This window comes from Pantoea sp. Ft-CA_14 (genome assembly GCF_024520875.1).
GTDB lineage: Bacteria > Pseudomonadota > Gammaproteobacteria > Enterobacterales > Enterobacteriaceae > Pantoea > Pantoea agglomerans.
Window position 1 is genome coordinate 133,873 of sequence record NZ_JALNPM010000007.1, and the last position, 23,939, is coordinate 157,811.

The 23,939-nt window shown below is 55.6% G+C and carries 15 protein-coding genes and 1 pseudogene; 7 read left to right on the top strand and 9 right to left on the bottom strand.

What is annotated here, in order from left to right; all coding sequences use genetic code 11:
• The first annotated feature begins 164 nt into the window (after nucleotides 1–164).
• Entirely contained in the window at nucleotides 165–941 is a 777-nt protein-coding gene (locus NR195_RS12800; RefSeq protein ID WP_010257462.1) for a DeoR/GlpR family DNA-binding transcription regulator, read from the top strand.
• Here the strand turns inward: NR195_RS12800 and fdhD are convergent.
• The gene (gene fdhD, locus NR195_RS12805) at nucleotides 938–1,762 is read right to left on the bottom strand and encodes a formate dehydrogenase accessory sulfurtransferase FdhD (RefSeq protein WP_010257467.1); all 825 of its coding nucleotides are present in this window, start codon (nucleotides 1,760–1,762) and stop codon (nucleotides 938–940) included. The two genes, NR195_RS12800 and fdhD, sit on opposite strands and share 4 nt — an antisense overlap.
• A 404-nt stretch (nucleotides 1,763–2,166) precedes the next feature.
• On the opposite strand from fdhD, the gene fdnG reads away from it, so the two are divergent.
• The 5 genes from fdnG to NR195_RS12830 are packed head-to-tail and all read left to right on the top strand — an operon-like array spanning nucleotide 2,167 to nucleotide 8,326.
• Nucleotides 2,167–5,217, top strand: coding sequence for a formate dehydrogenase-N subunit alpha (fdnG, locus tag NR195_RS12810; RefSeq protein WP_256844585.1), 3,051 nt, complete (start codon nucleotides 2,167–2,169; stop codon nucleotides 5,215–5,217).
• Between the two features lie 12 nt (nucleotides 5,218–5,229).
• Entirely contained in the window at nucleotides 5,230–6,129 is a 900-nt protein-coding gene (gene fdxH, locus NR195_RS12815) for a formate dehydrogenase subunit beta (protein WP_010257476.1), read from the top strand.
• On the top strand, nucleotides 6,129–6,770 hold the full coding sequence (gene fdoI, locus NR195_RS12820) for a formate dehydrogenase cytochrome b556 subunit (protein ID WP_256844586.1): 642 nt from the start codon (nucleotides 6,129–6,131) through the stop codon (nucleotides 6,768–6,770). The genes fdxH and fdoI overlap by 1 nt, the downstream gene beginning before the upstream one ends.
• Nucleotides 6,770–7,693 carry a formate dehydrogenase accessory protein FdhE gene (gene fdhE / locus NR195_RS12825; RefSeq protein ID WP_010257482.1) on the top strand — a complete coding sequence of 308 codons (924 nt, stop codon included), beginning with the start codon at nucleotides 6,770–6,772 and terminating at the stop codon, nucleotides 7,691–7,693. The genes fdoI and fdhE overlap by 1 nt, the downstream gene beginning before the upstream one ends.
• 21 nt (nucleotides 7,694–7,714) lie before the next feature.
• Nucleotides 7,715–8,326, top strand: coding sequence for a glutathione S-transferase (locus NR195_RS12830; protein ID WP_033767621.1), 612 nt, complete (start codon nucleotides 7,715–7,717; stop codon nucleotides 8,324–8,326).
• 241 nt (nucleotides 8,327–8,567) lie between these two features.
• Here NR195_RS12830 and NR195_RS12835 read toward each other — a convergent pair whose 3' ends face one another.
• From NR195_RS12835 to NR195_RS12850, 4 genes are all read right to left on the bottom strand, one after another.
• Nucleotides 8,568–9,149, bottom strand: a complete 582-nt coding sequence (locus NR195_RS12835; protein ID WP_256844587.1) for a hypothetical protein — start codon at nucleotides 9,147–9,149, stop codon at nucleotides 8,568–8,570.
• A gap of 570 nt (nucleotides 9,150–9,719) precedes the next feature.
• Nucleotides 9,720–10,019 (bottom strand): type II toxin-antitoxin system RelE/ParE family toxin, encoded by a 300-nt coding sequence (locus tag NR195_RS12840; RefSeq protein WP_010257487.1) that lies wholly within the window; start codon nucleotides 10,017–10,019, stop codon nucleotides 9,720–9,722.
• A complete protein-coding gene (locus NR195_RS12845) occupies nucleotides 10,016–10,300 on the bottom strand; it encodes a DNA-damage-inducible protein J (protein ID WP_010257488.1) in 285 nt (94 codons plus the stop codon). The genes NR195_RS12840 and NR195_RS12845 overlap by 4 nt, the downstream gene beginning before the upstream one ends.
• Nucleotides 10,301–10,765: 465 nt before the next feature.
• A complete protein-coding gene (locus tag NR195_RS12850) occupies nucleotides 10,766–12,028 on the bottom strand; it encodes a glycosyltransferase family 9 protein (protein ID WP_256844588.1) in 1,263 nt (420 codons plus the stop codon).
• A gap of 625 nt (nucleotides 12,029–12,653) precedes the next feature.
• On the opposite strand from NR195_RS12850, the gene NR195_RS12855 reads away from it, so the two are divergent.
• Nucleotides 12,654–12,878 carry a SymE family type I addiction module toxin gene (locus tag NR195_RS12855; RefSeq protein WP_172608399.1) on the top strand — a complete coding sequence of 75 codons (225 nt, stop codon included), beginning with the start codon at nucleotides 12,654–12,656 and terminating at the stop codon, nucleotides 12,876–12,878.
• Between the two features lie 205 nt (nucleotides 12,879–13,083).
• On the opposite strand, the pseudogene NR195_RS12860 reads toward NR195_RS12855, so the two are convergent.
• The 4 genes and pseudogenes from NR195_RS12860 to NR195_RS12875 all read right to left on the bottom strand — a co-directional run bounded on the left by NR195_RS12860 (nucleotide 13,084) and on the right by NR195_RS12875 (nucleotide 23,891).
• A pseudogene (locus NR195_RS12860) lies at nucleotides 13,084–13,355 on the bottom strand (YrhB domain-containing protein).
• 73 nt (nucleotides 13,356–13,428) lie between these two features.
• A complete protein-coding gene (locus tag NR195_RS12865; protein WP_228312350.1) occupies nucleotides 13,429–13,593 on the bottom strand; it encodes a hypothetical protein in 165 nt (54 codons plus the stop codon).
• Nucleotides 13,594–13,659: 66 nt separating this feature from the next.
• Nucleotides 13,660–13,875 carry a hypothetical protein gene (locus tag NR195_RS12870; protein WP_050679964.1) on the bottom strand — a complete coding sequence of 72 codons (216 nt, stop codon included), beginning with the start codon at nucleotides 13,873–13,875 and terminating at the stop codon, nucleotides 13,660–13,662.
• Complete coding sequence (locus NR195_RS12875) at nucleotides 13,875–23,891, bottom strand: hemagglutinin repeat-containing protein (RefSeq protein WP_256844589.1); 10,017 nt, start codon at nucleotides 23,889–23,891, stop codon at nucleotides 13,875–13,877. Before NR195_RS12875 ends, NR195_RS12870 begins: the two co-directional genes overlap by 1 nt.
• Nucleotides 23,892–23,939: the final 48 nt, after the last annotated feature.

Genomic DNA, 23,939 nt, shown 5'->3' on the forward strand with positions numbered 1-23,939 from the left:
TTATCATGCCTGCCTGAATCTAAAATGCAACCAAATACACAAATGCAATAAAATACACATGACGCGGGCAGATCGCCACGCTAAGCTTGCTCCCTGATTCAGACGGAATCTTTCGCTTCACTGGCGTATCATCCGTGATCTTCGCGCTTTAAAAGGAAACCTCTATGCTGCAGGAAACGCGCCTTCATCGCATCCGTGCCTTACTGACCCGGCTTAACCAGGTGAGTACCGAGCGCATTATCAGGGAGCTGGGGGTCTCACGCGAAACCGCGCGCCGCGATATCATTGAGCTGGAAGCGCTGGGTCTGGCGCGCCGCGTTCACGGCGGGCTGGTGGCGATTGAAACGCGGGCTGAACCGCCGCTGACGGAACGCCGCAGTACCCAGACCCGGGAGAAGCGCGCCATCGCCCGTGCCGCTGCGCAGTTGCTGCAGCCCGGACAAACGCTGTTTCTGGATGCGGGCAGCACCACCACGCTGCTGGCAGAGGAGTTGCACGCCCTTTCCGGCCTGACGATTGTGACCAACAGCCTGCAGGCCGCGCTGGCGCTGAGCGCCGGAGAAGAAGATCAGCCGCTGAATAATCAGATTATTTTGCTGGGCGGGACCATGTCGGCGGGTGCGCAACAGACGCGTGGCGAAATCACTGTAGGTGAGATTATCCGCTATCGCGCCGATGTGGCGCTGCTGTCACCGGTCGGCATTGAGGCGGGTTGCGGTGCCAGCAGTTTTCATCCGCACGAAGCGGCCATCGCCAGGGCGATGGTGCAGCAATCCACTTCCTGCTATCTGCTGGCCGATCACACTAAACTGGGCGTAGTCAGCCGCACGGTTTACGCGCCGTCACCGGCGATTAACCTGCTGATTACGGATAGTGGCGGCGACAACAGTGCCGCCCTTGAGGCGTTGCAGCAGACGCTGCCAGAGGTGATGGTGGTTTAACGCAGCCGCTGAGGATGGCTGTAAACCGTAGCGCGTCCAGGTTTACTGAACCCGACCAGCGTCAGATTGCAGCGCTCAGCCACCTCAACCGCCAGGCGGGTCGCTGCCGAGACTGCGAACAGGATCTCAACCCCGCACATGGCGGACTTCTGCACCATTTCATAGCTGGCGCGGCTGGAGACCAGCACCGCGCCTGGCCCCCACTCAGCCTGGCTGCGATAGCCCAGCAGCTTATCCAGTGCCACATGGCGACCCACATCTTCACAGCCACCGGCCAGCTGACCATCGGGCTGGATCCACGCGGCAGCATGGGTGCAGCCGGTTTTCTGTCCGACCGGCTGATACGCTTTCAGCTGGCCCAGCGCCCGATCCAGCTGATCCAGCGCAAAGGTCTGGGTAAACGGCAGCGGAGAGAGCGGCTTGCCAATCTGGTCCAGCTGTTCAACGCCACACACGCCGCAGCCGGTACGGCCTGCCAGCGCACGACGCTGCTCTTTCAGCGCCATAAAACGACGGCTGGAAAGCTCAATCTGAACCTCAATGCCGTGACAGCCCGGCACGATGTCCATGCCGAAAATGTCGCCTGGCGCGTCGATAATGCCCTCTGACAGAGAAAAACCCAGCGCAAACGCCTCCAGATCTTTGGGCGTGGTCATCATCACCACGTGAGAGATGCCGTTGTAAACCAGCGCCACCGGCACCTCGTCCGCCAGCCAGTCAGACTCTGCTGCGGTCAAATCGGCACGCTGCCATACCTGCGTTCTGCTGACGCCGGCCTGAATTGTTAAATCTTCGCCTGAGTCAGGCTGGATAGCTTTCAAAAAGTACGACCTGTTGTTAATAAATAATGAAATGCGACAGTCAGTACGGCTGCACAGCGGTGATCAGACGCAGACTAATTTTGCCTTCTGGCCCGGTGCGGCGCAAATAAACAGCGGGGCAATTCATGCGGTTTTCTCATCGGGAAAGGCGCAGCCACGCCTGCTGGCGGGCAGAATGAGAATGGGTATCTTTCAGGCTTTAACATCGGTAAGCATAAAACAACAGTAATTATCTGCCGCTACGGGAAATCTGCTTGCGCCGGGGATTGGTTGCCGAGGATTTTTAACAAAATTTAGAAAAAGAATTACTAATGACTAACCTGTTGACCCTGGTCAACTTACAGGCAGATAGGGCTGCTATTTTGCAAGGCTTCGCAATGGAGCCAATAAAGAAGAACGATAAAATGCAAATTAACAGACGGAGTTTTTTCAAAATCTGTGCTGGCGGGTTGGCGGGCACCAGCGCGGCGTTACTCGGTTTTGCCCCCACCACAGCCTTAGCCAGCGTCAGAGAGTTCAAACTCATTCGCGCCAGAGAGACGCGTAATAACTGCACCTACTGCTCAGTCGGCTGCGGCATGCTGATTTACAGCCTGGGTGATGGCGCTAAAAATGCCCGCGCCTCGATTTACCATATTGAAGGCGATCCTGACCATCCGGTCAGTCGTGGATCGCTCTGCCCCAAAGGCGCGGGCGTGCTCGACTTTATTCACAGTGAACAGCGCCTGAAATACCCGGAATACCGCGCGCCAGGCTCGGATAAATGGCAGCGCATCAGATGGGATGAGGCATTTGACCGCATAGCCCGCCTGATGAAGCAGGATCGCGATGCCAATTTCCAGGCCACCAACGCCGCTGGCGTCACGGTAAACCGCTGGCCGACTACCGCCATGCTCTGCTCTTCCGCCGCCAGTAATGAAACCGGCCTGCTCGATCAGAAATTTGCCCGCTCGCTGGGTATTCTGGCGCTGGAAAATCAGGCGCGCCTGTGTCACGGCCCGACCGTGGCCGCGCTGGCCCCCAGCTTTGGTCGTGGTGCAATGACCAATAACTGGAACGACATCAAAAACGCCAATGTGGTGATGATCATGGGCGGCAACCCCGCCGAGGCGCATCCGGTTGGCTTTAAATGGGTGATTGAAGCCAAAACTCATAACAATGCGCAGGTCATCGTGGTCGATCCACGCTTTAACCGCTCTGCGGCGGTCGCCGATCTCTACGCGCCACTGCGTGCCGGCAGCGATGTGGTTTTCCTGATGGGGGTGATCAACTATCTGCTGCAACACAATCAGATTCAGCAGGAGTATGTTCGCGCCTTCACCAATGCCGCACTGATTGTCAGCGAAGGCTTCAGCTTCAGCGACGGGTTGTTCAGCGGTTACAATGCTGAAACCCGTCAGTACGATCGTCAGAGCTGGCACTATGAGCTGGATGAAAACGGCCATGCGAAACGCGATGAGAGCTTCACTCACCCACGCTGCGTGCTGAATCTGCTGAAAACCCATGCCAGCCGTTACACCCCGGAAATGGTGACGCGCCTGTGCGGGACCTCGCAGGAATCCTTTATTGCGGTGTGCAGGCAGCTGGCCTCCACCTGTGTGCCGAATCGCACCGCGACTATTCTCTATGCGCTGGGCTGGACTCACCACACCAACGGTTCGCAGATTATCCGCACGGCGGCGATGATTCAGCTGCTGCTGGGTAATATCGGGATGCCAGGCGGCGGTATTAACGCGCTGCGCGGCCACTCCAACGTGCAGGGCTACACCGATCTCGGCCTGCTGGCGCAGAGTCTGCCGGGCTATCTGCCATTGCCCTCAGAGAAAATGACCACCCTGGCAACCTACCTGCAGCAGGCCACGCCGGTTGCGACACTGCCGGATCAGGTCAACTACTGGCAGAACACCGACAAATTTTTCGTCAGCCTGATGAAGAGTTTCTATGGCGATAAAGCCACCGCAGAAAACCAGTGGGGCTACGACTGGCTGCCGAAGTGGGATAAGAGCTACGACTGCATGGCGCAGGCGGAGATGATGGAACAGGGCGCGCTCAATGGTTGCCTGATTCAGGGCTTCAACCTGCTGGCCGCCTTCCCGGACAAAAATAAAGCGGTCCGGGCGCTGTCCCGCCTCAAATATATGGTGGTGATCGATCCGCTTCGCACCGAAACCGCCAGCTTCTGGCAGCATCACGACGAGTTCAACGATGTCGATCCGTCGAAAATCCAGACCGAAGTATTCCGTCTGCCCTCTTCCTGCTTCGCTGAAGAGTCGGGATCGGTGGCGAACTCGTCGCGCTGGCTGCAGTGGCACTGGGCGGCCGCGGAGCCGCCCGCTGAAGCGCTGCACGACGGTAAAATCCTCGGCAATCTGTTCATGCGTCTGCGCGCGCTCTATCGCCTGGAAGGCGGAGCAAACCCTGAACCGCTGATGGCAATGCGCTGGGACTACCGCGATCCGTCTAATCCTGAGCCGGAAGAGGTGGCGCAGGAGAACAACGGTCAGGCGCTTGCCGACATTTACGACGCCAGCGGCAAGCTGTTGCTGAAAAAAGGCCAGCAGCTCAACGGCTTCTCAGAGCTGCGTAACGACGGCACCACCGCCAGCGCCTGCTGGATCTACAGCGGCAGCTGGACGCCGGAAGGCAACCAGATGGCACGACGCGACAACGCCGACCCATCGGGGCTGGGCGCGGTCTCCGGTTGGGCCTGGGCGTGGCCGGCTAACCGCCGCATTCTCTACAACCGCGCCTCCGCGGATGCGCAGGGTAAAGCCTGGGATCCGAATCGCCGCCTGATTGAGTGGGATGGCACTCGCTGGCACGGCATCGACGTGCCGGATTATCCGGTAACGCTGTCGCCGCAGCAGCAGGCCGGTCCGTTTATCATGCAGCCCGATGGTCTTGGCCATCTGTTTGCGCTCGATAAGATGGCCGACGGCCCCTTCCCGGAACATTACGAACCGATGGAAAGCCCGCTCGCCAACAATCCTATGAATCCGCAGCAGCGTCATAGTCCGGTCGTTCGACTGTTCAGCAGCGACGCCGCGCAACTGGGCGAGGCCGCTGACTATCCCTGCGTCGCCACCACCTATTCCATCACCGAACTGTTCCGGCACTGGACCAAACATGCCCTGCTGAACGCGATTGCGCAGCCGGAGCAGTTTGTTGAAATCGGCACCGAACTGGCAGAGGAGAAAGGCATCAAGGCCGGAGACAGCGTCAAAGTCTCGTCGCGCCGTGGCTATATCAAAGCCAAAGCGGTGGTAACACGTCGTCTGCAGCGTCTGATGATTGACGGCAAGCCGGTTGATACCGTGGGTATTCCCTGTCACTGGGGCTTTGAAGGCACCACGCGCAAAGGCTTCCTCGCCAATACGCTGACGCCGTCGGTTGGCGATGCCAACTCGCAGACCCCGGAATACAAGGGATTTTTAGTAAAAGTGGAAAAAGCGTAACGGTAGATGACAATGGCTTATCAATCACAAGATATTATCCGTCGCTCAGCGACCAACGGCTTCACCCCACCGCCACAGGCGCGCGATCACCAGCGTGAAGTCGCGAAGCTCATTGACGTCACCACCTGTATTGGCTGCAAAGGCTGTCAGGTCGCCTGCTCCGAATGGAACGACATCCGCGATGAAGTCGGTCATAACATCGGGGTCTATGACAACCCTACCGATTTGACCGCCAAATCCTGGACGGTGATGCGCTTCTCGGAAGTTGAAGAGAACGGCAAGCTGGCCTGGCTGATTCGCAAAGATGGTTGCATGCACTGCGCCGATCCCGGCTGCCTGAAAGCCTGTCCGTCGGCAGGTGCCATTATTCAGTACGCCAACGGCATCGTCGATTTCCAGTCTGAGCAGTGTATCGGCTGCGGCTACTGCATTGCGGGTTGCCCGTTCAACGTGCCGCGGCTCAACAAAGAGGATAACCGCGCCTACAAATGCACCCTGTGCGTGGATCGCGTCAGCGTCGGCCAGGAGCCTGCCTGTGTGAAGACCTGTCCGACCGGCGCCATTCATTTCGGCAGCAAAAGCGACATGCTGACGCTGGCGGAGGAACGCGTGGCGGAGCTGAAGTCGCGCGGGTTTGCGCAGGCTGGCCTCTACAACCCGGAAGGCGTGGGCGGCACCCACGTGATGTATGTGCTGCATCATGCCGACAAGCCTCAGCTCTATCACGGACTGCCTGCTAACCCGGGCATCAGCCCGACGGTGACCTTCTGGAAGGGGATCTGGAAACCGCTGGCGGCGGTGGGTTTTGCCGCTACGTTCGCCGCCTCTATTTTTCACTATGTTGGCGTTGGCCCGAATCGCGTCACTGAAGAGCACGACGACAACGACGATCACCCTGAGGAGCGCAAATAATGAAAAAGCCCGATCATCTGGTGCGTTACCGCGCACCCGAACGCATCAATCACTGGATTGTCGCGATTTGCTTTGTCATGGCCGCGTTAAGCGGATTAGGGTTTTTCTTTCCGTCGTTCAACTGGCTGATGCAGATATTTGGCACACCACAGCTGGCGCGTATTCTGCATCCTTTTGTCGGCGTGGTGATGTTCGTTGCTTTTATGCTGATGTTTTTGCGTTACTGGAAACACAACCTGATTAATCGCGATGACCTTTACTGGGCCAGAAACATTCACCGGATTGCGCTGAATGAAGAGGTGGGTGATACCGGTAAATATAACTTTGGTCAGAAGTGTGTGTTCTGGGCTGCTATTATCAGCTTAGTGTTGCTGCTTGCCAGTGGCATCGTGATCTGGCGACCTTACTTTGCCGATGCCTTCGCCATTCCGCTGATTCGTCTGGCGTTGGTGGTACATTCGGTGTCAGCGGTGGCGCTGATCATCGTCATTATGGTGCACATTTATGCTGCGTTGTGGGTCAAAGGCACACTGACCGCGATGGTGGAAGGCTGGGTCAGCGCCGAATGGGCCAGGCAGCACCATCCTCGCTGGTATCGCGAGCAGCGTAATCCGCCAATAAAACAGGAAAAAAGCCCCTGATGAGTATTCGCATAATCCCGCAAGATCAGCTGGAGAAAGGCGAAAAGACAACGGCGGAGATGATTCCGCCGTTACTTTTTCCACGGCTGAAAAATTTATACAGCCGTCGTGCTGCGCGACTGCGTGACCTGGCGGCGAAAAACCCACTCGGCGACTACCTGCGCTTTGCGGCGGTGATCGCTGAAGCGCAGGAGATTGTGCTGTATGACCATCCGCTGCACATCGACCTGCATGCCCGCCTGACGCAGAGCGCCAGCGAGGGCAAGCCGCCGCTGAATATTCATACCCTGCCGCGCGATCCCCACTGGCAGCGACTGCTGCATTCACTGATTGCCGAGCTGAAACCAGAGATGAGCGGTCAGGCACTGGCGGTGCTGGAGAATCTGGAGAAGGCGTCCGCCACCGAGCTGGAAACGCTGGCCAGCGCGCTCTTTACCGGCGAGTATGCGCTGGTCAGCAGCGACAAAGCACCCTTTATCTGGGCGGCGCTTTCGCTCTACTGGGCGCAGATGGCGGCCCTGATCCCAGGCAAAGCACGCGCTGAGATGGGTGATCAGCGTCAGTTCTGTCCGGTCTGCGCCAGTATGCCGGTCGCCAGCGTGGTGCATATGGGCAGTCATGAAGGCGCGCGCTATCTGCACTGTAATCTGTGCGAAAGTGAATGGCATGTGGTGCGCAGCAAATGTACCCAGTGCGAACAGTCCCGTGATCTGCACTACTGGTCGATCGACAGCGAACGGGCGGCGGTGAAAGCAGAGAGCTGTGGCGACTGCGGCACTTACCTGAAGATGCTCTATCAGGAGAAAGATCCGGCCATTGAACCGGTGGCAGATGACCTGGCATCGCTGATACTGGATGCCAGAATGGAGCAGGAAGGCTTCGCACGCAGCAGTCTCAATCCCTTTATGTTTCCTGGCGAATAGTCACTGACTCTGGAGAACCCGATGAAACTGATTGGCAGCTATACCAGCCCGTTTGTGCGTAAGATTTCGATTATCATGCTGGAAAAAGGCATTACTTTTGAATTCGTTAACGCATCGCCTTACAGCGATGACAGCCACGTGCCGCACTACAATCCGCTGGGCAAAGTTCCGGCGCTGGTCGCTGACGATAAGCAAATCTGGTTCGATTCCAGCATCATTGCGGAGTTTCTGGAACTGCGTGGTGTGGAGCCTGCTCTGCTGCCTGCCGATCCGCTTGAATCGCTTAACATCCGTCAGCTGGAGAAGCTGGCGGATGGCGTCAGCGATGCCGCGCTGGTAATCGTGCGCGAGCAGATGCGACCGGGTGATCAACAGTCGGAAGAGGTGCTGCTGCGCAATCGTGAAAAGATTCAGCGCAGCCTCGACATGCTGGAAGCGAAGGCGGCAGAGGGGAAATGGCTTAACAACGGACAGCTCAATCTGGCGGATATCGCCACCGGTTGCATGATCGGCTACCTCAATTTCCGTCGCGTAGTGCCGAACTGGTGTGTCGAACGACCGGCGCTGGTGAAACTGGCGGAAACACTGTTTCAGCGTGAGAGCTTTGCGCGGACGACGCCGCCTGCGGCGTGATGGGTGCTGAGCCAGAACCATTAAGAAGGACAATGGTGTCTGGCTCCATATCAAGGTAATGACTTCATTAAGAGCAGCAGAAATCTGGAGCCAGGCTATAGATCAGTAAAAGCCCACGAATATTAATTTTACTAGATTATCTTCATTCCTGCCTCTGGACTTTCCGCTCGGAAATTTTAACTATCACTCAGTTAACCCGGATTTATAAAAATAATAATTAATGCGTATAGTTGTTTTAAAACTAATCATAAATGAACTTATAATTTATAATGTAAGACCCTATTTTATTAGTATGAGCCGTCACCCATACTTTAGTCATACCTTGCTTCCTGTCATTGTATAAATTCGTACGATTTGTACAAAGTTGAAGCCATCTTTTTGTGTGAGCATCTTTAATCCACAAGCCAGCTTCACAATGGCTATATTTCCCAACTGCCGGACCTGGAAACGTAACCTCATATTCAGACTCATACTGAACAATGTTACCAGGAGCGATATAAACATAGACACTGTAACAATTTAGAATGCATATAAGACCAATAGAAAAGCCACATCCAAAAGCTTTCAGTACATAGATAGCTGATTCACCAACTGGTCTAAAATAAAAAACTCGCCCCGAAAAAACAAGACCTACTATTGATGCAACAGTAATGTATGTTGTCCACTCGGGAACACTCTTCATTAATACAACACGACTTGCGACGCCAGTTGACCACATCAGATACCATAGCCATGCTGCGAATATGATGAAAAAAACGGAGAGTAATAAATAGCGTTTAACATTGCCTTTTTCATAGCCAGAAACAAAACGGCTTCCATGCATTTTAATCTTTCCTTATATAACACTAAAACTTATTTTAACTTCTGGTTGTTAGTGAGCTATCTTCTCATAAATATACTTTCAAACAATTTAATTTGCTAATGGAATTAGCGAAAACTCACTTTCACTTTGCTAGTTGACTATAGGTTTTAGAGCGTATTTTTATTATACTTCGTCACTGACACCGTCCGGTACGCCTGTCAGCGCCGAGTTGCAAGAAGCATAAGAGGTTACCGTACCCAGCAACGCGCCCCTATCGCCTGTACTTCCGAATAGTCTTCCGTCAGCTTATTTATCTGTGTTGCCAAGCAAACTGCATCCGTATCGCTTACCACCTGCGCCAGGTTCTTACCCGTCAGCCCCTTCACCGACACCGTCTGGCGGAAACACTGTTTCAGCGTGAAAGCTTTGCAAGGACGACGCCGCCTGCGGCGTGATGGTGTGCTGTAGATGGCAGGTGAAAAATTAAAAGGTGCGGTTTGGGGGCTAATTGTCTAATTCAGCTCTGAAGCATGCCGTTCTGTCTGACGACGTCCTTATGCCTGACAATCTGATGCTGGATGAACAGGCTAACTATCTTTGATAGCGGCCTGATATTTTCCGGGATGTATGAAGTACCCGCAGGATGCGAACGCCATCTGTTTCGGCAACATAGACGATGATGAACGGAAAGCGTGGCACCACCAGTTTATATTGTTTTTCTGTGCCGACTTTTGTTCCGGCCCGCGGGTTTTCGCTAAGCAGACTGGCCATACGGGTAAACTTATCGTCTGTTGCACTGGCTACCAGCAGGCCAGCCTCACGATACAGATAACGAAATATCGTCTCCCTGTCTGCCTGCGCCTGTTTTTCCCATTGAACGGCTGATATCACAACGTTCCCCGCGCGGCCTGCGCTTTCAGTTCTTCCATGCGGGCATTCATTTCATCGTTACTGATGAACTCGCTATCACCGGCATCATAACGACTGAATGCCGTCACTATCTGCTCTTCCAGCCATGCATCATGTTGGCCATCCTGATATTGCCGCTCTTCAGCAGCCAGCTCTTCCGCTCGCTGACGCATAACCTCTGTCAGCGTCATCTTCTGGCGCTCTGCTGCCCGCATCGCCAGTCGTTTAACGTCGTCATCAATTCTGAAGTGGATAGTACTCATAACCTGCCTCTCGCGTGGTGTCATTTGTGGTGTCATGATGCCTGTCATCCTTTTCTCTGTCATCTTCATTTCACTCTTATGCGATGCCGGAAATCGCCACACCCATAGGAAAAAATGGCCGGCTGCAGATGCTGAAGAGAGTATTGGGAAGAGGATGTAAACGAAATAATAAACGGAAAAAACAATGGGTTTTTCAGAGGCGCCTCTCAGTTTATTACCTGGCTTTTTGGGATTAAAGGTTATTGTTTTCAGGCAAATTTTTACCTACGAGCATACCCACCACCGCATGCACAATCAGGTTTGCTTCAGTATTTCACCACATCTTTTCTGTCAGCCCCTTTCGTGATAGTCAGCGTATGTATCTGCTCTGCAGGATAGGGTGCCGCTGCGGCGTGAGAGCTTTCTAAGCCAGCCCACTTAAGAAGGACAATGGTGTCTGGCACGGCAGGACGCTTTATCTGCTGGTCAGCAGCAGAGCTGATCAGAGGAGGCGATACAGCAGTCGGGAGCATGATAACCGTGCGTACGAACAGGTTCTTTCAACTCGATCACCGATACGGATTCCTGAAATTTCATCTCACGCTTGCCCAATAAATTCCTTCGGATTATCTCTTTAAAAATACGCTCAGGGATATTCTGAGCATCGGATGTTTTATCATCATGAACAATGATGTGGCTTGCGTTTTCATAGCCTGGCGCCCACATATTATTATTAGGCGCATTTTTGTAAACGGCGATAAGAGGTTTTTTCCACGCAGCAGAGATATGTACAATTGATGTATCTGGCGTTATCACCATATCTGATTCTTTAATTAATGCCATCACATGATGCAAAGTATAAAAGGGATTTTTCACAACATTTCCAGGAAGCGGCACCGCTATTTCATTACGATGATCCAGGGTGATGATTTTCACCTCTCTGCTGTTATTATTAATCATATTAATAATTTCCAGCAATTGCTGTTGTGAGAAGTTCCTTTCCAGCGTGCCAGCAAAAGCATTAATAACAATTTTTTTCTTACTTTTCCAGGGACTAAGAAAGTGCCTCACCTCATTAAGCACAACATCAGGAAAATGAAGACTGTAAGTGAAATTGCCTGTCGCTTTAACGCCAATGCTTTTACTTATCAAAGAAAGTAACTCTGTAACATGCTGCTTTTCATTTTTATAGGGAACCGAAACTGTGTAATGGCTGATGTCAGATTGCTTATTTAGGCCAATAACGAATCTGGCATTGATATCCCGAAATAACTTCATTCGATGCACCGGCGTTTCGGATAAGCAAGGATCGATAATCAGATCATACTTATTTCTATTTAGCATTTTCATCGTTGCTTGTGAAACGGTATGATAAAAAGACTTCAGGTAATGGTTATAACTGCAATTTCCTGCCTTATAAATATGCCTGATAAAAGGGCTGTATTTTATTATGTCGTAACAGGCTTCAGTTACCAGCAAATCTACTGCATAGCCAGCCTGATGAAGTGACCTGATGAGTGGCATCGAAACGATGATATCACCCACTTTTCCTTCATTGCGAACAAGCAGTACAGTTTTCACGGAGTCAGGTTCAAAGGAGACTTTTTTCCGTTTATCCCACAGAAGCTTTGCAATAGAGATTCTTGCCTCGAGTTTCACCTCTTTAAGATAGTAGTTTTTTCTTCGATTCCATTCGCGAATTTTTTTGAATGGTCCCTTTGATACGGTGATCCTCACATCCTTATTCATTTCACCCTTCCTGCTTCCTGAGCAGATCATTCATTTGATACAAAAAAATCACTTGAACCAATCGTCTTTTATTTATATTAACCTTTTAATAAGCGTGTAATTCTACAACATCCTGAAACGCTTACGCTATACAATAATATTTAATCGTTCTGCAGGATCATCATTCAATTAACATCACTGATTGGATTTTTGCTAAAAACACCCAGCCATTATCGTTCCCATTAACTTTACTGCATCATACGCCGTGATATGACAACTCAGGTTGCTAAATATAAGTTATTCACTGAAATTTCACTAATGGTAAGCTCTGATAAATAATCCAGTCAAAGGTAATCATTGAATAGAATCAGCTATTTTTAACATTACTTCCCGAATACTTATTACGGACATAGCGCCAGGGTAAACGCTTTCAGGGATAATTTTGAAAGACCGAAAAAACAATCCATTTTTCAGAGATGCTTCGCAATTTATTACTTAGCTTTCAGCGAGTTTGAAGGGCAGAAGGTGTATATTTGAACAGGAGAAAACAGAAAAGGAAGAACGTAACGAGAGATTTTTAGCGCGAGCTGAAGGTGGTGGAACACCAACAGCCCGCTGACCACAACTAACTGAACTGGAGTTAATTATGGCTAGAGCTGATTCTACGTCAGAACCCGCTGTACCCCAAGCACAGAAAAGCATCGTTGGCTACCGCCCCAACGGTGGCAGACCGAATCCATTACCCCAACTGACCATCAAAGGACGATGGCTGGAACAGTGGGGATTTATTAAAGGCCAGCCCATCAGCATCATCGCCGAACAGGGTCAGCTGATTATCCGCATCGCGTCCGTCAGGGAGGATGATTTATGAATATCGCTCTTATGCAAGGGTTAGTCCCGTAGCAGAACATCGCGGGCACTCAGCTTGACGCGCTCGGATTTACCGGTGACGCGCCAGTCCGGCTGATCCACGCCTGCACCTGCGCCATAAGCTCCGGTGCGATCATCCGGCTGGCTAATAAAGAGTAAATGTCTGACTTATAATGTAAAATCCCGGCAATAAGGTCGGGATTCATTTAACTTTGATTATTTTTATTTTCTTTGTAATCTTGTAAATACTTTTCAATAGGATACGCCGTTCCGAGCTCATGTATTTCACCTGTATCCTTATCAACCAGAAATGGCGAATTACCTGCGAGTTGAGCAGAAAACTCTCCCGTTTCAAGATATTCTCGAGATTGAAAACAAAAAACCATCCTTTAGAAAAACGCCCCTGAAGGGTTATAACAACCGGAATATCAGTATCTTTTAGATATTCTGCCGATTTTTCTACAGCCTCTCCAAAAATTAATCATTAATTGTTCCTCAATAATTGAAATGGTCTAAACTGGCTGAGATCAGCAGGCTTACCTTTTTGCCCATCAAGGATTTGCGGCCCGGATCGCAATGTTCTCACCCTGCGTCCGGGCGATATCTCCCGCCTGGCTGCCGATTTCCCCGATGAGCTGCGCCGCCTTCAGCCGGTTTTGCTCCTTCTCCTTGTCGGAGATGATGTCCAGCCCCGCCAGCATGCCGTTGTTCGCCATGTTCACGGCTGGCTGAGGTGTGATTGGTGGGTAAAAGGATCCCGGCTTGGTGGCCGGGATTTATGATTAACGCCTGGCTAGTTTGTTGCTAATAAAAACACCAAAGCTGAGCATTATTCCAAGTATTGAGCCAGTTGTCGCTGACCTCTTAACATCTTCTAATGAGAAGAGTAGATTACCACCAACAAATAAATAAGCACTCAGGCGGAGAATGAATGTCGCCGAGATGCAAAATAAAATCATAACAACAACACTAATTAATAAACTTATCAGTAATTTCATTAGTTGGCGTCTCCATTCGATTTTATTTGATCCTGTAGGATATTCCCTGACTTCTCAGAAACGTAAGAAGCCCCAACGTTACCTGCTGCACTTGGATATTTGCTCGGAAGCATTTCCTTCGATATCCCCAGTTGTCCTTTGACTTCGGTATATTTCAGCAGGTCAGGATTGAACTTTGGATCCCAGCCACCAGTGATCCATTTACCAGCGGCATTTGTCCCTGAAGAGATCAATTTACCGGCTCCATAACCTAATGCCGATCCTGCACCATTAGTTATCGCACCAGTTAGCGGATCATCGCCATTGATTTGATTCGTTAAGGCTCCTCCAACAGCGTTCCAGATCACTGTACCGGTCAGGCCATTTCCGATGGTGATAACGTTTGTCCAGCCAGCGACAACAGAGTTAACCGGGTTCACCGTGCCATCTTCAGCGTACTGAGCGCCTGCATTAACCCCTGCACCCAGTGCCCACATTGCCTGCGCTGGAGCTGTTAAAGATGCCACGCCGCCAGTTGCCAGCGCTCCCGCAATCGCTTTATTTACCGCCTCGCCGCGCTGGCAGCTAACTGAAGAAGGATCGTCTGCACAGGACATCACGTCTTTACCCTGCTTCTGCACGAACTTTTTCTGTCCCGCTTCGGTTCCACCAAATAAGTTGTTATTAACCGCGTTCTGTCCCGCCTGCGCACCCGCCACCGCACCCGCGGCGCTGTCACCTACAACGCCGCCCGCAAGACCCGCCGCCAGCGTCCCCAGCGCGCTGATGGTCTGCTTCTCCGTTTCTGTCAGGCCGCTGACCGCATTACCCGGATACAGCTTATTCATCACCAGCTTCGCCATCACCTCACCGCTGACCGCTCCGGCTGCACCAGCCAGCGCTGAGTTGCCGGATGCGTAAGACGCTACCGCCCCAACAACCGCGTGGGCCATCGCCTGCGCTTCCGGGTTGCCTTCCGTCAGCTTATGTATCTGCTCAGCAAGATACGGACTTGCCGCGCCGCTCAACGCCTGAGCCATGTTCCCACCCGACAGGCCCTGCACCGCAGCTGTCACCGCGCTGATGGCCTGCTGCACCTTACCGCCGGTGCCGAACCCGCTCTCCGCGAACGCCTGATTATAGTAGTTGCTGTAAACCTGTTTATTGACGTCGCTTGCGCTGTACTGCTTCGTCGGATCCTTTGCTTTCAGCTCAGCCAGCGCTCTGTCGCGGTCGGTCTGCGTGGCGCCGGACATTTTCTCGTTTGCGGCCCGCGTCGCAATGATATCGCCCTGCGTCCGTGCGATATCCCCCGCCTGAGCCCCGATTTCCCCGATAAGCTGCGCCGCCTTCAGCCGGTTCTGCTCCTTCTCCTTGTCGAAGATGACGTCCAGCCCCGGATTCGCGTTCGCCACGTCGCGGCTGAGGTCCGCCACGTCCTGCGTCTGCTGTTCCTTATCGCGGATAACGATGGTGCCCTCACTCACCGCCGCCTTCGTGGTGGAGTCCGCGCTGCCGCTGTCGTTCAGCCCCGCCAGCATGCCGTTCGCCATGTTCCCGGCGAACTGACCGCCCACGCTGCCGCCCGTGCTCATGCCCGCACTCTGATGCTCCACCTCATATTCCGCGTGGTTCTCAATATTGCCGAAGCCCAGCGTGCCGGTGTCGAGCCGGTTCTTATCGGCGGAGGCCGTCGAGCTGATGACCGCCCCGTTCAGCTGCGTGTGCTCATCCACCGTGACGTCAAAGCCGCCCTTCCCGGCAAATATCCCGGTCTGCTCCGCCACGCTCTGCCAGGTGCTGTGCATCTTATCCCGGCTCACGTTCACGTTCGCCGACCCGGTCATTGAGCCGAACGTGAAGCTGCCGCCCGCGCTGGCGCTCTGCTGTTTGCTGTCGTAGCGGTCGCTGTCCTGCTCCGAGGTCAGCGTCAGGTTGCGGCCCGCGTCCACCTTCACGCTCTCACCGCTGGCCTGCGCGCCCGTGAGCGTCGTGTCGCGCCCGCTGGTCAGGCTGAGCCGGTTGCCCGCGTCCAGCGTGGTCTCGCTGTGCGTCAGCCCGTTGCCTTTTTCGCTGCCCTTCGCCGCGTTGACGCTCGCCGACACGCTGATGCCGTAGCCGCCTGACCCGACGCCGATGCCTACGCCGACGCTGCCGCCCTTGCTGCTGTTTTTCCCATCGGTGCTCTGCGTGTTCTGCGCCGACTGCAGCAGGATGTCCCGCGACGCATCCAGGCTCAGGTCGCCGCCCGCCTTCAGCTGGCTGCCGGTGATGCTGATGTCGCCGCTCTGCGCCGTACCGTTTTTGCCGGTTGCCGTGACGGTCAGATTCCGGCCCGCCGTCAGCGTGCTGCCCTTCGACTGACTGCTCTCAGTACGCGCTTCGCTTTTCGACGACTGACTGCCGTACGAGGCGCTGACGCCGATGGTGTTGGTCGAGCCCGCCTGATAGCCGTCCTGCCCCGGCTTCAGGTCGCCGGCGGCATTGTGTGCGTCCGCGGCGGCGGTGTTAAGCCCGTCCATCTGAGCTGCCTGCGCCGCCTGCACCCCGTTCAGCGCCGCCTGGGTGTTCTGCAGTGCGCTGACACGCCCGCCACCCGACTTCCTCGCCTGCTGCGCGCTGCTCACTGCCGTGTTGAGCGCGCTGCCTGCCGTGCCTGACAGGGCGATGCGCAGACCGCTCTGTTTCTGCTCGAAGGTTTCCTTACGGCTGCGTGAATCAAAGCCCGGGTCGATAGTTACGCTGTCGCCCGTCAGGTTCATGTCCTGACCTGCCACCAGGTCTGCGCCGCCGACGTGCAGCCGGTTGCCCGCCGTGATATCCACGCTGCCCTGGCTGCTGCCGATGGTGCTGACGCTCTGACTCTGGGTGGTGCCTTTCTCATCAATTTCGTGCCGCGTGGACTGCTTGCCGACGGTGAAGCCGATGCCGCCGCTGCTCATCAGCCCGCTTTTTTTCTTTTCTTTCAGCTGGTAGTGGCTGTCGGTCTCGGTTGCCGCGCCAATCTCCACGTCGCGCCCGGCCCGCAGACTGACGTCCTGGTCGGCAGCCACCGCCGAGCCGGTCACCGTCAGGTCGCGTCCGGCGATGACCGCGACGCTTTCGCCGCTCAGCAGGCTGCCGTTCTCACGGGTGGTAACGTCCCGCGTCACGCTGTGACTGCTACTTTTGTTCAGCAGGCCTTTATTCTCTGAGCGTTCTTCACTATAGAGTGACTCACGTTCGGTGGCGGTGTTGAGCACCACGTCCTGTTTCGCCTGAAGCCCGACCGCGCCCTGTTCGCTGTGAAGCGTACTGCCGGTCACGGTGACGTCGCCCTCGCGCCCAATCACTGTTACGCCCTGCTGCCCGCTGAAGGTGCTACCGGTGCTGCTCTCGCGCACGCTTTCTTCTTCACGATGGGTGCGGGTATTACCCTCACGCTTGTTTTCGCTGTCCTGATCGAGCAGGCTGGCGCGCGCATCTTTAATGGTGACGTTCTGCGCGCTGACGCCGATGCGGCCCTGGGTACTGTCAACCTGCGCGCCTTCGGCCAGCAGGTTATTACCCGCCACCAGCGTCACACCCTGAGCGCCGCTCAGGGTGCTGAGCAAAAGACGATCTTCCGGGCGACTGTTGCTGACCGACGAGGTCCGGCTGTCGGCCTCAAGATGGGTGGTATTGGTGGTGGTTTCAGCGCCGATGCGGATGTCGCCGCCAGCCTGAACCCGGGCGGAGCCGGAGGCGCTGGCCTGGCTACCGGTCAGCGTCAGGTCACGACCGGCCGAGAGCAGAAGATTGCCACCGGCGTTAAGCTCGCTGCCCTTTGCCTGCTGCCACTCGCCGCTGACCTGCGCCATGCGCCTGCCCGCTTCTTCTATGCCGCTGCTGGTGCGGTTACCCATCGCCCCGGAGATCACGTTCAGGCTGCCGCTGTGACTGCTTTTCGCGGCACCGATCTCAAGGTTGTTGTGCGCGCTCAGACTGAGGTTATTGGTGGCATTGAGTTTCGCGCCCTGCAGCCGGATATCGGTGCCGCTGAGGCTGATATCCTCAGCACTCATCGTCGCCTGACGCAGGGCATTCTGCAGATCGGTGCTGATCGTCAGCGTCTCCGCCTTCACATCAATGCTGCCCGCCGTGATGTCGCCACCCAGGTGCTGAAACTGCCCGCTGTCGATGGAGAGCGCCTGGTCCGCAAAGAGGTTACCGGCATTAGTCACGCTGTCTGCCGAGAGCTGCAGATTACCGCCGCCAATCACCGCGCCCGCGCCAGTCAGGCGCAGCGTGGTCTGTGCCAGATAAACTTTCGGCACCCACACCGTCTGAGGGCCGTCTGCCGTATCAACCGTTTCGCTGACCAGCCAGACGATATCCTGTTGCAGCGCCGCAATCTGCTGCGGCGTCAACGCCACGCCCGGCACCAGATGGAAATCCTGCGCCACTTTAGAGCCGTTGTTCATTAGCTCCTGATACTGCGCCATCGCATCCCAGCCGTTAACGGAAGGCCTGCCGGTCAGTTTCAGGACCTGCTCGCGAACCAGACGCTGCTCATAAAAACCGTCGCCCAGGCGTTTATGCACCTGTGACGGGTCGTAACCCACCCGTTCAAGCAGATAGTCGCTGCTGATAAATTTGCTCTTGCTGGTAAAACGCTCGTCAGTCACGATCAGATACGGGCTGCCCGCCGCGGTATGCTGGCTGAACAGACCATTATTGGGGATGGTTGTGGCGACTTTCTCCAGCTGTTGTAGCGCCGTCAGGGCCAGTTCAGCCGGTAACAGTGGGCGACCCGTTGTGTTATTACCCGTCGTAAGTTCTGTGTCGCCGTCATGGCGGGCGACCCCGTCCACGGCAAATGCCAGTGGGTTACGTTCATACTCAGCGCGCTCAGCGTCCACTGCTTGCAGCGCCGCTTCAAGCTGGCTGATCTGCGCCTGATTAACGGTGGTATTACTGATGCTGGCCCCGTTAATGCTGACGTTGCCGTTGCCGGTAATGATGCCGTCAACGGTTGCCAGGGCGGTGGTCTCATCGGAATTGAAGGTCGGATACCAGTGATGGGTATCCTTGTCATAGTGGTCGACAATCACTTCCTGCCGTCGCTCATTAACCGAGTAGCCCCGGTTATCAATGCTGCCACCGCCATCCAGTGTCAGATTGCCGTTAGCCGTGATCACGCTGGCATCGTTGAGTAACGCTCCGGTGATGCGTAGGATCATGTTGCCGTCCGCCAGAATACGGGCACCCATGCCTTCGCTGACCAGCCGATCACGCGTTATGGTGCCAGTTGCAGTTCGTTCACGGAAATTGTTGTAATCAGTAACGAACGGCGCATTGTCGATGTCGATATGTTTTTCGGGATCCCATTGCTCCAGACGTCCACGATCATGTTCACGCCACACCGTATTTTGATAGGGAGTCGGTACGTTATTTTGCCGGAATCCGCGGGTTTCATAGAACGTCATGGCATACGTGCCATCGGCGCTGGGGTTCAGCGCCAGATAGTTAACCCAAAGATCGGTCAATACGCCCTGATTGTTCATGACACGAACCTGGGCGCGTTTGCCCGCAGCGTCAATTGCCAGCAGGGTGCCGTAAGGATTGCTCTGCGCCGCTGACTCATCCTGGAAAGTCAGTTGCTGGGTCGTTGACGCCATGGTGCTGAGATCGGTGCTCACTGCTGAGCCATAAGATCGCCAGTAGTAGTTATAACGATGCCACTTGTAGTCGCTGGTCTCAGCCTCACGCTCTATCACCAGCCCTTCGCGCAGGTTATTGAGCCGCCGCGCCTCCAGCGTCATATAACCATCCGCTTCAACAAAGCTCGCCCGGTTCTCGATCAGGTCATCGCTCTGCAATGACAGGCGATTGCCGCTATAGAGCAGCGCGCCATCTGTGTTGCTCAGCCGCTCACGGGCCTGCAGGGTCAGGTTTTGAGTTGCCGCGATAACCGCAGGCTGTCCATGGTTGTCGATTACCCGACCACGCACGGTGACTTCATCACCCATCAACGCGGCACGGTTATCCAGCGAGTCGACACTCAGCGTCAGGTCGTCGGCTTCAAGACGTCCGCTGTTCAGCAGCGCACCGGTCGTGAGCTGAACTGTTTTGCCCACCAGCATCGCCGGGTTGGTTATGCCTGCCGCATTCAGCACCAGATTACCCGGCAGCAGCCAGTCCACCAGGTTAGTAAACGCCCCGCTCAGAGAGACAGTCACCGTGCCGTTACTGCTGATGGTTTCGTCCGCCTGGCGGGTGTAGTCCTGTTGCGCGCTCAGCGTCAGAGCTTGCAGGCCCAGCAGCGTGCCGCCCTGATTATCGAAAGAGTGTGCATGGATGTTTAATGCGCCAGCACTCTCCAGCCGTCCGCTCTGATTGAGCAGCACCAGCGGTGAATCAGTCGGTGAGAGATCACCATTGAGGGTGAGATCGCCATTCGCCAGCACCCGTCCCTGACGGTTGTCCAGCTGTGCAACACCGCGCAGCCTGAGCGTTCCGGCGCTCTGCAGCCGTCCGGCGCTGTTATCGATATCTCGGGCAGAAATGTCGGTATGGGTGGTGCCGAGTAACAGGCCGCCGTCGCGGTTGATAAGGCGATCGGCCTGCAGTGAGAGCCCCGCCTGACTGCTGATCACACCCTGTGTACTGTTATCGATCGCCGTGGCGTTCAGCACTAAATCCTGCGTGGCGACAAACTGGCCGCCCTGATTGTTCAGTTGTGCGGCTTCAAGGGTCAGCGCCGCGCCGCTGTGGACTTTGCCCTGCTGATTATTGAGCGTGCCGACGTGATAACTTCCCGCGCCCTGGCTGATTAGTGTGCCGCTGGCATTCTCCAGCTGCCCGGTGGCCAGATTAATCGCTTCACGGCTGCTGAACACGCCCTGACGGTTGTTGATCGTTGCGGCATTGATCTGCTGTCCGCCATTGCTGCGTACCGCGCCGCCATTGTTATCAAACTGCCCTGACAGCTGAAGTGTCAGCTGTTGCTGGCTGTCGATGTTGCCGCCTGCGTTGTTCAGCGTCTGCGCATCCAGTTGGAACGCTTCGCCGCTCTGCATCTTACCGGCCTGGTTATGCAGATCCCCGGCCAGATTCAGCTTCAACTGCCGCTGACTGAAGAGCAGACCGCCCTGGGTGTTATCGAGTCGCGCAGCGGTAATAGTCAGCCCCTCACCAGCCAGCCATTGGCCACCCGCATTGTTAATGTTACCGGTGCGGCTGCCTTCGGTCTGACCCTGAACGGTAAGCTGCTGCTGAGCAGAGACTTTACCGGCCAGGTTGTTGATATCCTGCTCAATGCGTAACGCCATGCCAGCAGCCGATTGCAACACGCCGCTGGCGTTACTAAGCCAGTTCGCCGAGAGTTCAGCCTGCTGCTGACTTTGTACGCTGCCCGCCGTGTTATCGAAACCGGCAGTCGTGGCAGTCCAGCTTCCCTGGCTGCCCATCCAGCCCTGCGCATTGCGCATCTCCTGCGCCTGAAGCGCCTGGTTTAACCGGCTGAAGATGCGGCCATTGCTGTTATCCAGATGACCAGCAACCTGCATATCCAGCGTATCCAGCGCATTGATCGCGCCCTGAGCATTGAACAGATTTGCGGCGCTGGCCTGCGTGCGGCCATTACCGGTCAGGGTGCCACCCTGATTGTCCCAGTCGCCCGCCAGGTTCAGCGTCAGCGCCTGCTGGCTGAGAATCTGCCCTGACTGGCGATTGTTCAGTGCGCCGCCCTGCAGCAGCAGATCGCCGCCGCTTTGCAGCGATCCGCCATCGTTATCAAATAGCGTCGCTGCGGTGCCATGGACCGCGAGGGCATTTTTCGCCGTGAGTTTGCCGCTCTGGTTGAGGATATCGCCACGGCTGGTCAGCTCCAGATCACCGCCAGACTGCAACCGGCCGCTGGCGTTATTGAGCTGATCTGTCGTCGCCGTGACTCGCTCACCGCCCTGTGCCGTTCCGTCGCGGTTCTGCCAGAGTCCGCCGCTGTTGAGTGAGAGATGATGACCCGCTTCGATCCAGCCATCGCTGTTATCCAGGCCCTGTAGTGTCGTCAGATCGAGATCGCGCTGGCTGACGATCTCGCCCTGCACATTATTCAGATGCTGCGCGGTCAGCGACAGCTGACCGCCGTTCAGGGTGCCAGCGTGATTATCGAGATCACCGCCCGCGCTGAGCGTCAGCGCATCACCGGCCAGCAGCTTACCCTGACTGTTGTTAACTGCGTCGCGGGCATTAATAGCCAGCGCGGCCTGGGTTTTAACGGTGCCACCCTGGTTAGTCAGGCTGCCTGTCTCAAGCGTCAGATCGCCGTTGTTACCCAGCTCACCCGCGGTATTGTCGAGCAGACCGTCAATCCGCCATTTTTGGGCGGCGTTGTCGAGTGCGACTATACGTCCACGCTGGTTATTCAGCGAGGCGGCCCGGAAGCTGAGCTGCCTGCTCTCAATCGCTCCGTCGCTGTTATCCAGCCCACCACTCAACGTGAAGCGGCTTTCGCCACTTCCGGTCTGCGACCATCCGGCCTGCTGGCTGAACAGGCTGCGTCCATCGACCTGCCAGCGCCCGGCGCTAATCTGCGCCTGCTGCGCCTCGATATCACCTGCCGTGTTAATCACCAGCTCCGTGCCATTAATCACCGCCTGCCGCACGGCAACACCACCCTCCTGAGCCGTCAGCGTTGCGCGGCTGGCCGCGATCTGAGCGCCACTGAGATCGACCCGGCGTCCGCGCGCGCTGACATCTTTTTGGCTCAGCAGGCTGCCGCTGGCGCGAATGGTATCCTGGCTCTCCAGCTGCAGATTAGCTTCCTGCACAACCTGGCTACTGGCATCGCTGCCTGCCAGCAGGTGTCCGCTGCTCTGGATGCTGCGGGCCGCCGTCAGCCGCACATCACCTGCCGCCGCCAGGGTGCCGGACTGAGTGATTCCGCCTTCGCGGCTCCGGACCGTCAGCTGACCACCACTGTGAAGTTTGCCCTGGTAGTCAATATCCTCTCTGGCCGCCAGACTGATGTCGCCTCCGGCCTGCGTCACGCCATCCTGCGCCGCCGACTGCCAGACAAGCTTACCTTCGCTGCTCACCACCAGCGTTTTGCCCGCCTGCACCTGAGCGTTCTGATTTCGCACGCCGACGCCCGCTTCGGTGCCTATCATGCGGATCTGGCCGCTGTACATGCCGCCCATCTGCCCCATGTCGATCGCCAGTTCAGGTCTGGCGCTGCCGTCATCAGCCAGCGGTGTGACCGTCTGTGCGTCTGCGCTTACGCGATTGCGACCGGCCACCACCGCCAGCTCTTTTTTGGCCCAGACGCCCGCATTGATCTCCACCGCGCGGGCCAGTACGTCAACATACTCATTATCATGACGTGCATCGCCGTTGAGTCCGCCGCCTTCAATGCGCACCACGCCGCGTTCGACCTGATAACCCGCCAGACTACCGTCAGCGTTGAGCTGTGGTTTGCCGGTGGTCAGCGTCATGCGCCCGGCGTTGATAGTGCCGCATCCGTTACAGACAATCCCGGCCGGGTTGGCAACGATCACCTGCGCCCGTCCGCCCGCCACTTCCATATAACCGCGCAGCTGGCTGGGATTATTGCTGTTTACTTCGTTGATGATCACCCGCGCCGCTGGGGTCTTTGGGTTGAGATTCGGGTTGCCCTGAATCATTCCGGCCAGTTGTGTTGAGGTCATCACTGCGGAGTTATTCAGGATGGCGCCGTTCTGCGCGACATCGAATTGCTGATACTGGTTATGCGAGATACCCGCCTGATTGGGGGCGGTGATATTAACCTGCGGAAGCCCATTCTGGGTGGCGATGACGTCCGGCCGCTGTCCTGGCGTAGCATTGCTATCCGCCACAATGCCGTTCGCCATTGCAGGCCCGGCAAACAGGGCCATTCCCAGCAGCCACGCCGCGCGGCGTAAAGTGACCCAGAGACGCGGCGTGCCGTTGCCACGGCTCTGACCGGGCTCCGTGCTGCAACTGCGGGCAAGTTCTGACACCACCCGGAGTTCCCCATGGGTGCGGCTGAAGATAATGCGATAGCAATGTTTATTCATGGGTCACATCCATGTGAAAGTCACTCAGTTCAGATAGCGGGATCGCCC

Bases quoted from the DNA above. Each gene is read 5' to 3' on its own strand.
- NR195_RS12845 (WP_010257488.1), bottom strand. From the start codon at position 10,300: ATGAGTACTATCCACTTCAGAATTGATGACGACGTTAAACGACTGGCG.
- NR195_RS12830 (WP_033767621.1), top strand. From the start codon at position 7,715: ATGAAACTGATTGGCAGCTATACCAGCCCGTTTGTGCGTAAGATTTCG.
- NR195_RS12870 (WP_050679964.1), bottom strand. From the start codon at position 13,875: ATGAAATTACTGATAAGTTTATTAATTAGTGTTGTTGTTATGATTTTA.
- NR195_RS12855 (WP_172608399.1), top strand. From the start codon at position 12,654: ATGGCTAGAGCTGATTCTACGTCAGAACCCGCTGTACCCCAAGCACAG.
- fdnG (WP_256844585.1), top strand. From the start codon at position 2,167: ATGCAAATTAACAGACGGAGTTTTTTCAAAATCTGTGCTGGCGGGTTG.
- NR195_RS12800 (WP_010257462.1), top strand. From the start codon at position 165: ATGCTGCAGGAAACGCGCCTTCATCGCATCCGTGCCTTACTGACCCGG.
- NR195_RS12875 (WP_256844589.1), bottom strand. From the start codon at position 23,891: ATGAATAAACATTGCTATCGCATTATCTTCAGCCGCACCCATGGGGAA.
- NR195_RS12865 (WP_228312350.1), bottom strand. From the start codon at position 13,593: ATGGCGAACAACGGCATGCTGGCGGGGCTGGACATCATCTCCGACAAG.
- fdoI (WP_256844586.1), top strand. From the start codon at position 6,129: ATGAAAAAGCCCGATCATCTGGTGCGTTACCGCGCACCCGAACGCATC.
- fdhE (WP_010257482.1), top strand. From the start codon at position 6,770: ATGAGTATTCGCATAATCCCGCAAGATCAGCTGGAGAAAGGCGAAAAG.
- NR195_RS12850 (WP_256844588.1), bottom strand. From the start codon at position 12,028: ATGAATAAGGATGTGAGGATCACCGTATCAAAGGGACCATTCAAAAAA.
- fdxH (WP_010257476.1), top strand. From the start codon at position 5,230: ATGGCTTATCAATCACAAGATATTATCCGTCGCTCAGCGACCAACGGC.
- NR195_RS12835 (WP_256844587.1), bottom strand. From the start codon at position 9,149: ATGCATGGAAGCCGTTTTGTTTCTGGCTATGAAAAAGGCAATGTTAAA.